At 64.7% G+C, this 13,076-nt stretch carries 13 protein-coding genes and 1 tRNA gene; 8 read left to right on the forward strand and 6 right to left on the reverse strand.

Going from position 1 to position 13,076, the window contains the following annotated elements:
- Positions 1 to 87: 87 nt before the first annotated feature.
- On the reverse strand, positions 88 to 1,215 hold the full coding sequence (gene tssA / locus AC6LJY_RS17465) for a type VI secretion system protein TssA (protein ID WP_498136439.1): 1,128 nt from the start codon (positions 1,213 to 1,215) through the stop codon (positions 88 to 90).
- Between the two features lie 185 nt (positions 1,216 to 1,400).
- Here tssA and AC6LJY_RS17470 point away from each other — a divergent pair, with 185 nt between their 5' ends.
- Complete coding sequence (locus tag AC6LJY_RS17470; protein ID WP_498136440.1) at positions 1,401 to 1,655, forward strand: hypothetical protein; 255 nt, start codon at positions 1,401 to 1,403, stop codon at positions 1,653 to 1,655.
- A 16-nt stretch (positions 1,656 to 1,671) separates the two neighbouring features.
- Complete coding sequence (locus AC6LJY_RS17475; protein ID WP_046804224.1) at positions 1,672 to 1,941, forward strand: PAAR domain-containing protein; 270 nt, start codon at positions 1,672 to 1,674, stop codon at positions 1,939 to 1,941.
- Between the two features lie 148 nt (positions 1,942 to 2,089).
- Here the strand turns inward: AC6LJY_RS17475 and AC6LJY_RS17480 are convergent.
- A tRNA-Lys gene (locus tag AC6LJY_RS17480) sits at positions 2,090 to 2,165 on the reverse strand.
- A 162-nt stretch (positions 2,166 to 2,327) separates the two neighbouring features.
- Positions 2,328 to 3,074 (reverse strand): SDR family NAD(P)-dependent oxidoreductase, encoded by a 747-nt coding sequence (locus AC6LJY_RS17485; protein ID WP_498136441.1) that lies wholly within the window; start codon positions 3,072 to 3,074, stop codon positions 2,328 to 2,330.
- A gap of 114 nt (positions 3,075 to 3,188) precedes the next feature.
- On the opposite strand from AC6LJY_RS17485, the gene AC6LJY_RS17490 reads away from it, so the two are divergent.
- A complete protein-coding gene (locus tag AC6LJY_RS17490) occupies positions 3,189 to 3,833 on the forward strand; it encodes a TetR/AcrR family transcriptional regulator (protein WP_046804226.1) in 645 nt (214 codons plus the stop codon).
- A gap of 11 nt (positions 3,834 to 3,844) precedes the next feature.
- Positions 3,845 to 5,440, forward strand: coding sequence for a sensor domain-containing diguanylate cyclase (locus AC6LJY_RS17495; protein ID WP_219991708.1), 1,596 nt, complete (start codon positions 3,845 to 3,847; stop codon positions 5,438 to 5,440).
- Positions 5,441 to 5,517: 77 nt separating this feature from the next.
- Here the strand turns inward: AC6LJY_RS17495 and AC6LJY_RS17500 are convergent, their stop codons facing one another.
- Positions 5,518 to 7,593, reverse strand: a complete 2,076-nt coding sequence (locus AC6LJY_RS17500) for an AsmA family protein (protein ID WP_498136442.1) — start codon at positions 7,591 to 7,593, stop codon at positions 5,518 to 5,520.
- 355 nt (positions 7,594 to 7,948) lie between these two features.
- On the opposite strand from AC6LJY_RS17500, the gene AC6LJY_RS17505 reads away from it, so the two are divergent.
- Positions 7,949 to 9,874, forward strand: a complete 1,926-nt coding sequence (locus AC6LJY_RS17505; RefSeq protein ID WP_120153853.1) for an LTA synthase family protein — start codon at positions 7,949 to 7,951, stop codon at positions 9,872 to 9,874.
- 19 nt (positions 9,875 to 9,893) lie between these two features.
- On the opposite strand, the gene AC6LJY_RS17510 is transcribed toward AC6LJY_RS17505, so the two are convergent.
- Positions 9,894 to 10,499 carry a DNA-3-methyladenine glycosylase I gene (locus tag AC6LJY_RS17510; RefSeq protein ID WP_046804229.1) on the reverse strand — a complete coding sequence of 202 codons (606 nt, stop codon included), beginning with the start codon at positions 10,497 to 10,499 and terminating at the stop codon, positions 9,894 to 9,896.
- A gap of 223 nt (positions 10,500 to 10,722) precedes the next feature.
- Here AC6LJY_RS17510 and AC6LJY_RS17515 point away from each other — a divergent pair, with 223 nt between their 5' ends.
- On the forward strand, positions 10,723 to 11,184 hold the full coding sequence (locus tag AC6LJY_RS17515) for a YkgJ family cysteine cluster protein (RefSeq protein WP_314365517.1): 462 nt from the start codon (positions 10,723 to 10,725) through the stop codon (positions 11,182 to 11,184).
- Positions 11,185 to 11,203: 19 nt separating this feature from the next.
- On the opposite strand, the gene AC6LJY_RS17520 is transcribed toward AC6LJY_RS17515, so the two are convergent.
- A complete protein-coding gene (locus AC6LJY_RS17520) occupies positions 11,204 to 11,989 on the reverse strand; it encodes a helix-turn-helix domain-containing protein (protein ID WP_082134428.1) in 786 nt (261 codons plus the stop codon).
- A gap of 106 nt (positions 11,990 to 12,095) precedes the next feature.
- Between AC6LJY_RS17520 and AC6LJY_RS17525 the strand changes: the two genes are divergently transcribed.
- Positions 12,096 to 12,533 (forward strand): Fur family transcriptional regulator, encoded by a 438-nt coding sequence (locus tag AC6LJY_RS17525; protein ID WP_104143402.1) that lies wholly within the window; start codon positions 12,096 to 12,098, stop codon positions 12,531 to 12,533.
- A complete protein-coding gene (locus AC6LJY_RS17530; RefSeq protein WP_498136443.1) occupies positions 12,530 to 12,949 on the forward strand; it encodes a hypothetical protein in 420 nt (139 codons plus the stop codon). The genes AC6LJY_RS17525 and AC6LJY_RS17530 overlap by 4 nt, the downstream gene beginning before the upstream one ends.
- Positions 12,950 to 13,076 lie beyond the last annotated feature (127 nt).

The following is a 13,076-nucleotide window of genomic DNA, read 5'->3' on the forward strand; positions in this document are numbered from 1 at the left end:
ACGCCTGTTGCCCGACGTCTGTTGCCTGAAGTCTGTTGCCCGACGTCTGTTGCCTGACATCGGCGGCCAGACCTCGGCCGCCACACATCAGCCGTTCTCGCCGGCCTTCTTGATGCCCAGCAGTTCTTCCAGGCCCGACAGGGTCTCGTCGTTCTTGACCACCGTGCGCAGCCACAGGTGCAGCGACATCTCGCCCCAGCTGGCCGCTTTGTCGGCCAGATAGGCTACCGGGCTGTGCGGCTCGGTGCGGCGGAAGAAATCAGCCACCTCGCGCAGCTGCGCCAACGCCTGCTCGCGCGTCTGGATCGGACCACGCACGGCGGGCGTTGAGGGGATGCCGACCGGCGCACCGGCGGCAGGGAAGGAATCGTCGGCGGGCAAGGTCGGCTCCACACGGGTGGGAACGGCGGGCGCCACGGGAGGCTGTGGCAAGGTCGGCGCCATATCGGCGCGCACCAGCAAACCAGCGTCGCGCGCAAAGCGGTGGACCAGTTCGGTCACGTTGCGCAGCGCCTCGCGCACCCTCGAAAAGGCCGGGCTTTCGTCGCCCAGGCGCTCGTCCAGCGTGCGTTCCAGCTGCGCCAACGCCTGCGCGCAACCTTCCAGCTGGCCGTCCAATTCAGAATAGAACGACGGCGGCGTATCCCGCCGCGCCGCATCAAAGCGGTCTAGCGTGAGCTTGCCCCGGGTCAGCTCGTTGGCGTTGTCCGGCGTGCGCTTGACGGCGTTAGCCAACTGGCTGGCGGCCTCCCAGAGCACCGCGCCATAACGCGCGCCGTCCGCCTGCGTCAGCGGAATCTCACCAATCAGTTGCTGCGACCGCGACAGCAGCCACGCCAGGTTGCCCACGCGTTGCTGCACGTCGCCATCCTCGGGCACGGGGTGCAGGCCATCCCAATAGTTCTGACACAGGCCGTCGATCAACAGATAACCGTCGCGCAAGCCCGCAAAGCCGCGCGTCTTGGCCCACGCTTCCGCCAGCCACGACGCAATGCGTATGTCCTTGCTACGGTTGCGCAGCGCCTCGGAACAGATGCGCGCCACTTCCGTCCAGTCGGCCTCTTTCAGATCAATGATCCAGTCGCCTTGGTCCAGCTGCGGATCGTCGTGCCGACGCGCTTCGCGTATGGCGTCGAATTCGGGCGAGAACACCAGGTCCACGCCGCAGGGCGCATCGCCGGGTATCGGAAGCAACAAGGCGTTGATGTCGGTCATAGTTCTGGAAGGCGGTAGCGGGGCTGGCGGCGTCAGAGCCAAAGGCAAAGACAACGCCGCCAGCGGCGGGAATGGCGGAAATGATCCCACATTCGCTTACGCATAACGTTCAAAGATGACACGTCCTATTACAAGGCGCATCACGATGCATCGTTATGATTTCGGCTCCTACCCAAGGAGCGTCCATGACGACGAAATCCATCCGCATGTTGCCCGACGGGCACTTCATTGCCGGCACCCCGCGCCGAGCGCCCGACGGCACCTATGTCGGCGGCGAAGGCCCCATCACCCGCGCCCCCGACGGCATGTACGTGGCAGGCACCCCGCAACGCGCGCCGGACGGCAGCTACAAAGGCGGCGGCGGCCCCGTGCGCATGGCGCCCGACGGCACGTTCGTGGTCGGCCCTGCCCGGCGCGCGCCGGACGGCACGTATCTGTAAACAGATATCTCGCGCCATGTCCCAACGCCCCGTCATCCGCAAAGGCGACAAGACGTCGCACGGCGGCGTCGTCGTGACCGGCGATGAAACCGTCATCATCTTCGGCCAACCCATGGCCCGCGTCGGCGACCGCGTCACCTGCCCCAAATGCGGTGACACGCACACCATCGTCGAAGGCGTGCACAACGTCAGCTCCGACCGCATGACCGCGCTGGAAGGCATGCGCACGTCCTGCGGCGCGACGCTGATCGCGAGCCAGAGTTTTTATCAGTTGGAGTTCGGGTGAGGCGTGCAATGCAATGACGGGCCGGGGGTAGGTATCCCTGTCCCGTCGGAATCGCGCAAAGCAAAAGGCCGGAAAGCAAAAAGCCCACCGCATGCGGTGGGCTTTTTTTGCCTGGTGCACCAAGTTTCCCGGGTACGACCAAAAATTCTGGTGGGCTGTGAGTGGCTCGAACACTCGACCTACGGATTAAGAGTCCGCTGCTCTACCAACTGAGCTAACAGCCCTGCAATGCACGCATTTCGATTCGTTTTCAACCGCGCGGCTATCTGTTGATGGCCTTGCTGCTGACTGCGTTTCGCTATGTGTGTAGTGCGAAGAAGCAAGATTATATGTAGGTTTTTTTGTTTGTGCAAGTCGGGTGCGAAAAAACTTTCACACCCGCTGCGTCAGGCTGCGTAGCCGCCGTCCACCGACAGGCTGGCGCCCGTGATGTAGCGCCCTTCCGGCCCCGCCAGGAAGGCCACCATGCCCGCGATGTCGCGCGGTTCGCCATAGTGGGGCAGCGACAGCACGGCGACGAGGTCGGCCGCGTGGTCGCCGTTCGCCGGGTTCATGTCGGTGTCGATCGGGCCGGGGTGCACGACGTTGACGGTGATGCCGCGTGCGCCCAGGTCGCGGGCCAGGCCTTGGCTGAGCCCGATCAGCGCGGTCTTGCTGGCCGCGTACAGCGCCACGCCGGGGCGGCCGGCGCGTTGGGACAGGCAACTGCCGATGTTGATGATGCGGCCGCCGTCCGGCATGGATGCCTGCGCGGTGCGGATGGCCACGAACGGAGCGCGCACGTTGATGTTCATCGTGCGTTCGTATTCCTCAAGGCTGGTGTCGCCGATGACGCCGGTGACGAAAATGCCCGCGTTGTTGACCAGCACGTCCACCGGTCCAAGCAGCTTGATCGCTTCTTCCACGGCCTGCCTGACGGCCAGCGCATCTTCCGCATCGGCCTGGATGGCGCGCACCCGGCGTGCGCCGGTGGTCAATTCCGTTGCCAGTGCCTTGGCTGCGTCAGCCGAGGAAGGGCTGACGTAGGTGAACGCGACGTGCGCGCCCTCGGCGGCCAGCCGGCGCACGATGGCCGCGCCGATGCCACGACTGCCGCCTGTCACGAATGCGACCTTTCCGTTCAAGTTGCCCATGTTTCATCCTTATTTGTAGTGATCGATACAAATATCATCGCAGCGAAATATTTGCGACGTCAACAAATTTTTTATCGATCAACACAAAATAGGCGTCGCAGGTAAAATCCCGCCATGGCAGAACGTGGGCGCCCCCGGAGCTTTGACCGGGCCCAGGCCTTGCAAAAGGCAATGGAAGTTTTCTGGTCGAAGGGATATGAAGCAGCATCGCTGTCCGAACTCACGGAAGCGATGGGCATTAACTCGCCCAGCCTTTATGGCGCGTTCGGCTCCAAGGAAGACCTGTTTCGTGAAGCCGTCGAGCTATACCGTGAGACCGCCGGCGGGGGATCGCGGCGCGCATTGCAAGACGGCGCAACTGCGCGTGAAGGCGTTCAAGCCATGCTGATGGCCGCAGCCGAACGCTTCACCGCGCCGGGCACGCCGCCCGGCTGCATGATCGTATTGGGCGCGCCGTCCGGCAGCGTCAACCACGCCAGCGTTGGCGAATTCCTGTGCGATAGCCGGCGAGAGATGCAGGCCCGGATTCAGGCCCGCCTTGCCGCCGGCGTTGCCGACGGCGAACTGCCTGCCGGCACCGACGTGAAAGCGCTGGCGGCGTTCTACACGACCGTGTTGCACGGCATGTCGATCCAGGCGCGCGACGGCGCCAGCCGCAAGACTTTGCAATCGGTGGCGCGGCAAGCCATGTGCGCCTGGGACGCCCTGACGGGCAGCCGGCCGCCTTCAGGCGTGCCTCCGGGCCACGCCCGTTCCTGACGGCCGCGACCATGTTCCGCATCGACCTTCGGCGCCTTATCCTTTGGATCTGCCTGCTGTCGGTCGTTTTGGTGCTGGCCGGCGGATTGCACGCCAGCTACCTGGTGCAGCGCGACCTGCTGCTGCACAACGCGCTTGAGGTCAACCGCGTCTACGCGTCCAAGCTTGCCGTCACCACCGACCTGTTCCTGGCGGACGTGCGGCGTTATCTGGCGTATAGCGCCGACGTGTTGACCGACATGGAAGCGCGCCCCGGCTTGATGGTCGAAGAAACGCGGCGCCAACAAGCGCAGATGGGGCAGTTCAATTCCACCGTCGTGGTCTCGCCGACGGGCAAGGTCATTGCGGCATCGTCGGCGTATCCGCAACTGCTGGGCCAGCAACTGACCAGCGAGCCGTCGCGCAATGCCATCCGCACGCAGCAGCCGAATATCAGCGAACCCTATCAGGCCAGCAACAACCGCTGGCTGATTCTGTATTCGCATCCGATTTTCTCGCGTGATTACCGTTACCTGGGGTACATCGCCGGCACGCTGTATCTGCACGAGGACAACGCGCTGGATCGCCTGCTGGACAAGCATTTCTATCGCGACGATTCGTTCGTGTACGTGATGGATCGCAACGGCACGCTGATCTATCACCCGGATCGCAGCCTGCTGGGCCACAAGGCGCCGGACATCGACGCGTTGGCGGCGGCGCGGCGGGGTGAAACGGGTGAAATGCGGTTTACCGATCAGCAAGGCCGCGACATGCTTGCGGGTTACGCCCCCGTGCCCAGCACCGGCTGGAGCATCGTCGCGCAGCGGCCGGTGGCGGGCACCCTGCAACCCTTGAGCGACCTGCTCATGGCCACCGCCCGCAATACCCTGCCCTTGCTGCTGTTGTCCATCATCACGATCTGGGTGCTGTCCGGCTGGATTGCGCGGCCGCTGGGCGAACTGGCGGGCATCGCCAAGCGCATGGAGGACCCGGATTCCGCCGACCGCATCCGCGACGTGCGGTCGTGGTATTTCGAGGCGGCGCAGCTCAAGCGCGCGCTCATCATCGGCTTGGCGTCGATCCATCACAAGATTCGCGACCTGCGCCGTGAAAGCACCACCGACACGTTGACGGGGCTGCTGAACCGGCGCGGTCTGGACGAGGCCATGGCACTCTTGCAAGCGGGCGAATCGCCCGTGGCGCTGCTGGCCATCGACATCGACCACTTCAAGACCATCAATGACCGCTATGGGCACACGGCGGGCGACCGGGCCTTGCAGGCGTTGGCGGCCGTCATGGGCGAAGGCTCGCGGGTGGGCGACACCCTGGCGCGCGCGGGTGGCGAAGAATTCGTGGTGCTGATGCCGGGCGCCTCGCTGCATTCCGCGGCGGCTGCCGCCGAACGGCTGCGGCAGCAGATCGCCTCGCGGCAGCCGCCGGATTCCATCGGGTCGCCGCTGACGGTGTCGGTGGGCGTGGCGCGCTATCCCGAACACGGCGCCACGCTGGAAGCGGTCTACCGGCGGGCGGACAAGGCGCTTTATTACGCGAAGAACAACGGCCGCAACGCCGTGTGCGTGGCGGATGACGCCGAACCGGAAGGCGCCCGGCGCGTGTCGCCGAAGTAGCGATGCCGCAGGTGGCGGCACGGCGGCGGCGCGGCGGCACGGCGGCCCTTTAGTCGAGGGCCGCCATCCTGACCGACCTACTTCCCCTTCTGCGCCGGCGCGGTCGGCGGCTTGCGCATCTGTTCCAGCAACGGCCCGCACGCGTTTTCGTCATTGGTGCTGGGCGCGATCAAGGCCAGCAGGCCGGCGGCCGGGGTCAGCAACACGCCCAGCGCCACCATGCCCGCGCCGCGCGCGGCCAGCGGGCCCACGTGCACGCCCACATCGGGGTCGCCGAACGTACCGCGCACGTACAAGGGCGAACGCAGCGAAAAGATGCGGAAGCCCTTGCTGTCGGGCGTGACGTCCATATCGATTTTTTCGTTCTTGAAATCGGCCGTGCCGGTGATGCTGATCAGCGCGTTTTCAGTGTCGAAAACAAAGACGCGCGGCGTCATCACGCCGTTCTTCATGGCCAGGTCGGCGGCGCCGCAATTGATCTTTACCTCGTCGTCGCCAAACAGCTTGGACACCACGTAGTTGCCCACATTCAGGCCGGCGATCTCCATCAGGCTGCGGCTGATGACGCCATCGTTGACCAGCATTTTGATGTCGCCGGTGGACGTGCCCAGCAGCGCCGCCACGGAATTGCCGGTGCCGCTGACGGCAAGATCTCCGTTCAGTTCGCCCAGCGTCTTCTGCATGGCTTCGGTGGCGGGGAACAGCTGCTTGAGCCGCAGGCGGCGCGCATGCAGGTCCACGCGCCCGGCCATGGCCTCGTGGGCACCATCCAGATTGATGGTGCCGTTGATGTTGCCCCCCGCGATGCCGAACTTGAAGGGGTCCAGCGTCAGCTTGCCGTCCTGCAAGACCACGTGCACCGACAGGTCTGACAAGGGCAGCTTGCTGTCGTGGATGATGCGGCCGGCGTCCAGCGACACGTCGGCATCCATGTCGCGCCAGCGGTCGGTGCGAAACGCCTGCGTGGGCAGCACCTTGCCGCCCTTGGGCTTGGCTGGCGCGTCCTTCGTCTTGTCGGCGGGTGCGGCGGCGGTGCCGTCTGCCGGCACCCCGATCAACGGCCCCAGGTCGACCATGCGCAATTGCTTGGACGACAACTTGCCCGTCAGCTTGGGCCGCGGCGCCCCCAGGGCAAAGGTGATGTCGCCATGCAAGTCGCTATTGCCGACCTTGCCGTTGAAGTCCTTGTAGTCAAACACGGCGCCGCCCGGGTTTTGCAGCTTGGCCACCAAATGCCCATCCGTGGAATACGGCGGCGTATCCGGCAAGGTCACGCCCGTCAGCGGGTACAACTGCGCCATCGATGCGCCGGCCAGCTTCAGGCGCAAGTCCAGCGCGCCCAGGTTGGCGGGGTCGGTCACGGTGCCGGTGATCGACGCCTTGGTGCCGCCCACGGCGACATCCGCCTGGACCGGAAAGGGTTGCTTGGGATCTTGCAGGGCCAACATGCCGCCGACCTTGCCTTCGCCTTTGGTGTCCAGACCTTTGTATTTGCCGTCAACCTTCCAGCCGAAGACATAGTCGCGCGGCGCCGGGGCCTGGCCGTCCCGCGGCGCGACGGCGGCGCCCGCCACGTCGGCGAACGGCACCGGCTTGCCCAGCGGATCGACCAGCACCGTCAGGTCGGCTTTAAGCGTCTCGTCGACGAAACCAACGCGGCCCTTGTCGAAACCGATCTCGTTGATGTCCAGCACCCACGGCGACGGCTCGCCGGATTCAGGCAGCGTGAACACCCAGTTGGCGCGGCCATCGGCCAGCCGTTGCAGATCGGCGGCGGGCTCGGTCAGCTGGATTCTGCGAATGACGACGCGCTGGCGCAGCAACGGCAAGGGCGCCAGGCTGAACTCGCCGCGCTTGAGCGTGGCGAAGTACGGGGCCTTGGCCCAGGGCGCATTGCCGATAGAAATATCGTTGGCGACCACATGCGGCCACGGCACCCAGGCCCGCCAACCGCCCTCGTCCCGTTCACGCTGCCACTTGACGCTGAGATCGCCATTGATGGCGAACGGCCTGCCGATGGCGGCGCTGGCGCGTTCATTGATCATGGGCTTGGCGCGGTTCCAGTCAAAGGTGGCGATCACCACCGCCAATACCAGCACGAGCAGGGCCAGTGCCCCTACAATCCCGATCGCTATTTTTCTTGTTCGCGTCATGGCGTTCATCCTTGGCGTTATGGCCGGCCCGTCACCGCCGACCCCATTTACCAACAAGGGTATCGCGGCCCGGGGCAAGGGTTAAGCTTGCCGGCCCCATAATGTGTGCGGATCTTTCCAAGCGGCGGCGCTGCATACCGGCCGACATGGCGGTCGTCGCCTTGCCTGACGCAGCATGCGGCGTGCCCGGTAAAGGTGAAGCACAATAAGGGCCGTTACAAAGCGAAATAGCCGAAGCGGTGACCGGCGTGGTCGGGCGCGCGGATTCGCTGAATTTTCTACGCGGTCCCTGATCCAATGCCCGCAAGATTGGTTTCGGCCCACCGGGCCGGATGCAGAACAACCTGGAGGCCCAATGCGGCATTCAACCCTGATTTTCGTAGTGGCGGCATTTGCGCTGCTGACGTTGAGCCGCTTGGCGCTGGCCGCCTGGCAGTGGCAGCGCGTGCGCAATGCCGGTGGCCTGGTCCCCTTGTTGCTGGGCGGCTTGCGCATCGACGCGCATCAGATCGCCGTGCTGGCCGCGCTGCCGGCGGTGCTGTCGCCTTTCTTTGGCCACTTTCCGATTGCCGCCTCGCTTGCCGGATATTGGTACCTGGTGGCCTTCATGCTGCTGGCCTTTCTGGAAGTGGCCTCGCCGCCCTTCATCCTGGAATACGACTCCCGGCCCAACCGCCTGTTCGTTGAATACCTGAAGCACCCGCGCGAAGTCTCGGGCATGCTGTGGCGCGGCTACAAGCTGGTACTGGTGGGCGCCTTTGCCGCCCTGGCGCTGATCGGCTGGGGCGCGTACGCCCTGTTCGGACACGCCCAGGCCGACGCGGCACTGACCTGGTGGCAGATGCCGATTGCCAGCGTGGTGATCCTGGCGGTAGTCATCCTGGCCATACGCGGCACGCTGGGCCATCGCCCGATCAACCCGTCTTCGGTGGCCTATTGCTCCGACGGCATGCTGAACACGCTGGCGCTCAATTCGCTCTACAACGTGTTCTACGCCGTCTACAGCATGAAGAACGAAAAGTCGGCCTCGGCGGTGTACGGCGGCATGGACGATGACCAGATGCACGACCTGGTGCTGGCGCAAGCCGGCCTGCCCAATCCGCCCGCCAACCCCGACTACCCCAGCCTGCATCGCCAACCCGCCACGCGCAAGACGGCGCGGCCGCTGAACCTGGTGATCATTCTTGAAGAGAGCCTGGGCGCGCAGTACAGCGCGGGCTTGGGCGGCGCCAACCTGACGCCGGAACTGGATGCGCTGGCGCGCGAAGCCTGGGCGTTTACGCGCGCCTATGCCACCGGCACGCGCTCGGTGCGCGGGCTGGAAGCCGTGGTGACGGGCTTTTTGCCCACGCCTGCCCAGGCCGTCTTGAAGCTGCCCCGCTCGCAGCGCGGTTTTTTCTCGCTGGCTGACCTGCTGGGCCGCCATGGCTACCATTCGCGCTTCATCTACGGCGGCGAATCGCACTTTGACAATATGAAGGGCTTCTTCCTGGGCAACGGCTTCAAGCAGATCGTTGACCGCGCCGACTTCGTCGACCCCGCGTTCGTGGGCACCTGGGGCGCGTCTGACGAAGACATGTTCAATCAGCTTGACCGCCTGCTGCGCGAAGACGGCGACAAGCCCACCTTCACGCTGGCGTTCAGCGTATCGAACCACACCCCTTGGGAATACCCCGCCGGCCGGATCCAGACGGAAGGCAACCCCGCCACCGTGGAGAACACGGTGCGCTATGCGGATTGGGCACTGGGCCGCTTCTTTGAACGCGCCAAGGCGTCGCCGTACTGGGAGAACACCGTGTTCCTGGTGGCGGCCGACCACGATTCGCGCGTGTTCGGCGCCAGCCTGGTGCCGGTGCGCCACTTCCATATTCCCGCCGTGATCCTGGGCGCCGGCGTCGAGGCACGCCGCGACGACCGCCTGATCAGCCAGATCGACCTGCCGCCCACCTTGCTGTCGCTGATCGGCGTGGACACCGAACACCCGATGATCGGCCACGACCTGACGCGCAGCACACCGGGCCGCGCCATCATGCAGTACGACAACACGTACGGGTATCTGAAGGAAAACGACTTGCTGGTGCTGGCGCCCAACAAAACGCCGGTGCAGTACCGCTACACCGCGCCCGAAGACTACGCGCCCGTTGCCCTGAACCCCGAGCTGGCCACCGAAGCGCTGGCCCACGCGCTATGGCCCAGCTGGGCGTATCGCGAAGGCCGTTACAGCCTGCCCGGGCTGACGCCCGAAACGGCGGCCACGCCGGTGGACGCCGCCAAGCGCTGATCTACGCGCCACGCGCTGATCAGCGCGGGCGCAGGAACCCCTTGCGCGCCTTGTCGCTGGGCGCATGGCAATGGCAGTCGGGGGTGTGGTCGTTGACCATGCCCACCGATTGCATGAAGGCGTAGACAGTGGTGGGCCCGACGAACTTCCAGCCCAGCTTTTTCAATGCCTTGGACAGCGCGATGGATTGCTCTGACGTTGACGCGCCCAGCGTCGATGGCGACCCGTCGGGCGCTTCAAAGCGCCAGAAGAACGCGGCCAGGGACCCTTCCCGATCGATCATTTCCAACGCGCGCGCCGCGTTGTTGATCACGGCTTCAATCTTGCCCCGATGGCGCACGATGCCGGCATCGGCCAACAGCGCCTGGATGTCTTTCTCGCCAAACTTCGCGACGCGGGCGGGGTCGAACTCGGCGAAGGCGCGACGAAACGCCGCGCGCTTGTTCAGGATGGTGCGCCAGCTGAGGCCGGACTGAAATCCTTCAAGGCAAAGCTGTTCGAACAGCGCGCGATCATCCCCTTGCGGGCGCCCCCACTCGGTGTCGTGATAGGCCATGTATTCGGCGGATGTATCCACCCAGCCGCAACGGGCAAGGCCGTCGGGGAAGTCGTTTTTGGCGTTCAAGGCAAAGCTCCAGGCTGCGGTCAGGTATCGATGCTAACGCAGCAACGTCCCCGAAAAAAGTCGTAGCAGCCGCAGTCTGAATCCAGCTACTATTTGCGCGCTGATCCCGTGCCGGCCCTGTCCGCGCGCGCCCCGGATCCCAAACGGGCTTGCACCAACAGCAAGCCCGTTTTGCGTCCATCCCGGGGTCGGGCAGGCTTGCCAAACTTCTCCCCTCTCTCTCATGTCGCTGCTAGAGACCGCTGTTCTGACGTTCGTGTCGCCCGCCCTCCTGGCCGGTGACAAGGCCGATGCCAACCCTTGCCTGGACTGCGGCGCCTGTTGCTCGCACTTTCGGGTGTCATTCTATTGCGGCGAGCTGGCGGGCGAAAACGGTGGCCACGTGCCGGTGGAATTGGTCACGCAGATGAGCCCGCTGCGCGCCTGCATGAAGGGCACCGAAATGGGAGGCGGCCGCTGCATTTCACTGCGTGGCGAACTGGGCAAGCCCGGCATCCACTGCGCCATCTACGAAGACCGCCCCACGCCCTGCCGGGAATTCGATATCTGGATGCCCGATGGGTCGCCGAACCCGGACTGCCAGCGCCTGCGCGCAGGCCTGGGGCTGGCGCCCGTTGCGCCCCGCCCCGATGCGGAAAACGACCCGCAAGGCCCGATGCACCCGGATCAACCGGCCGCGGCGTAGCCAAGCGCCCGTCGCACGGTCAATGCGGTTGCAGCCCCGCCAGATAACGCGTGGGCGTCATGCCGAAAGCCGCCCGGAAACTGCCGATGAAGGCGCTGGTGCTTTCGTAGCCCACCGACAAGGCCGCCTGCGTTACCGAGCCGCCCCGGCACAGCATTTCAAGTGCGCGCAGCAAGCGCGCCTGCTGCCGCCACTGCCCCAGCGTGACGCCGGTCTCTTGCCGGAATCTGCGCATCAAGGTGCGTGACGACATGTTCAGCCGCTGCGCCCATTCATCGATGCCTGCCATGTCGTCAGGCGTATCCAGCAGCGTGTTGGCCAGGTCTTGCAGACGCGGGTCAACGGGCATCGGCAGCAGTTGCGGCGTATGCGCGCGCGAGTCCAGTTCGTGCAACAGCACGTCAAACAGCTGAGCCTGGTAGGCGCCGGAAATTTCGCCCGGCTGGCTGCCGCTGAACCGGTCAACCAGGGCTTCGATAAGTTTGGATGACGGCCATGACCGGCAGTGCGCCGGCAACCGGTGGCAGACGTCGGGCCGCACGTAGAGGAACGTGCCGCGGGCATCGCCGAACCAGCGGGCGCCGTGCGGCGTGCCGGGGGGAATCCAGCCCAGGCTGCCCGGCATCACCGTCCAGACCTGCGAGCCGGCCTGAACCACCACCAGGCCTTCATGCACCAGCGTCAGCATGCCTTCGTCATGCACGTGCAAGGGCACGGCGATGCCCTTGGACTCGCGCCGCCCTTGCACGCTGAACGATGTCAGCAGCGTATCGGGGCGCGCGTTGGCGATGGCCATGTGAAGCATGGTTGGCAACTTTGAGCTACAGGTTGACGGGTTCCCGTTAGCGGGCGAAGTTGAAAATGTACATCATTCTCATCAGTCGGGCATCAGCCCCCCGAAGGAGAAAACGATGGACACTACGCGGCTGCGCGACGCCGGCATTAAAGCCACCTTCCCGCGTCTGAAGATTCTTGATCTGTTTTATCAGCACGCCGATCAACACATGAGCGCGGCCGACATCTACCGCAATCTGATCTCGGACCGCAGCAGCATCGGCCTGGCCACGGTGTATCGCGTGATCACGCAACTTGAAGACGCCGGCCTGCTCAAACGCACTCAGCTCGACGCGCACACCACCGTGTTCGAGCTCAACGACAAAGGGCACCACGACCATCTGGTCTGCAAGCACTGCGGACAGATCCTGGAATCCAGCGATCCCGCCATGGCGCAACTGGTGCGCAAGATCGCCAAGCGCAGCGGTTTCCTGCTGGACTCCTACAGCCTGGTGCTCTACGGCAGTTGCGGCTGCAAAGCCGCCGCGCCGCTCGCCCAAGGAGAATTCGAATGAACCGCGATCATTTTTTCTTTCATGATCTATCGCGCTTTCCCATCGTGACCGCCAAACACGGCGGCGCCCCCGACGGTTATTCGGCCGGCTGGATACGCGAGATGGAAATGCTGGTGGACAACCCGCAAAGCTTCGTCATGGTCATGCCAGACATGCGTATGGAAGCCGGCCACGACGACCGCAAGGCGATGATCGATTGGCAGACGCGCAATATGCAGCGCTTGAAAGCACGTTGCCGCGCCTTTATTGCGGTTGAACGGGAACCTGATGCGCTGAACCGCATCCGCCAACGCGGCGAGAAAATGGCGCGCGCGTTCGGCATGCCGTTCCTGGCGGTGGCCACCAGCGCCGAAGCCATGCAATGCGCGCGAGAACTGCTTGGCCACAGCGGCCCCAGTGGATTCGTCGTGGATTGAATTTGTGTGTGTCGCGGTAGTACCTGCGCGCCTTCGGGCGCGTTTTGCATTTCCGGCGCTGCACAAAAACGCCGAGGTTGCCGAAATTCGAATGCAATATTGATTATTTTGCGATTGTGGCAAAAGG

The organism is Achromobacter sp. RT286_PF, from assembly GCF_059760425.1.

Bases quoted from the DNA above. Each gene is read 5' to 3' on its own strand.
- tssA (WP_498136439.1), bottom strand. From the start codon at position 1,215: ATGACCGACATCAACGCCTTGTTGCTTCCGATACCCGGCGATGCGCCC.
- AC6LJY_RS17470 (WP_498136440.1), top strand. From the start codon at position 1,401: ATGACGACGAAATCCATCCGCATGTTGCCCGACGGGCACTTCATTGCC.
- AC6LJY_RS17475 (WP_046804224.1), top strand. From the start codon at position 1,672: ATGTCCCAACGCCCCGTCATCCGCAAAGGCGACAAGACGTCGCACGGC.
- AC6LJY_RS17485 (WP_498136441.1), bottom strand. From the start codon at position 3,074: ATGGGCAACTTGAACGGAAAGGTCGCATTCGTGACAGGCGGCAGTCGT.
- AC6LJY_RS17490 (WP_046804226.1), top strand. From the start codon at position 3,189: ATGGCAGAACGTGGGCGCCCCCGGAGCTTTGACCGGGCCCAGGCCTTG.
- AC6LJY_RS17495 (WP_219991708.1), top strand. From the start codon at position 3,845: ATGTTCCGCATCGACCTTCGGCGCCTTATCCTTTGGATCTGCCTGCTG.
- AC6LJY_RS17500 (WP_498136442.1), bottom strand. From the start codon at position 7,593: ATGACGCGAACAAGAAAAATAGCGATCGGGATTGTAGGGGCACTGGCC.
- AC6LJY_RS17505 (WP_120153853.1), top strand. From the start codon at position 7,949: ATGCGGCATTCAACCCTGATTTTCGTAGTGGCGGCATTTGCGCTGCTG.
- AC6LJY_RS17515 (WP_314365517.1), top strand. From the start codon at position 10,723: ATGTCGCTGCTAGAGACCGCTGTTCTGACGTTCGTGTCGCCCGCCCTC.
- AC6LJY_RS17520 (WP_082134428.1), bottom strand. From the start codon at position 11,989: ATGCTTCACATGGCCATCGCCAACGCGCGCCCCGATACGCTGCTGACA.
- AC6LJY_RS17525 (WP_104143402.1), top strand. From the start codon at position 12,096: ATGGACACTACGCGGCTGCGCGACGCCGGCATTAAAGCCACCTTCCCG.
- AC6LJY_RS17530 (WP_498136443.1), top strand. From the start codon at position 12,530: ATGAACCGCGATCATTTTTTCTTTCATGATCTATCGCGCTTTCCCATC.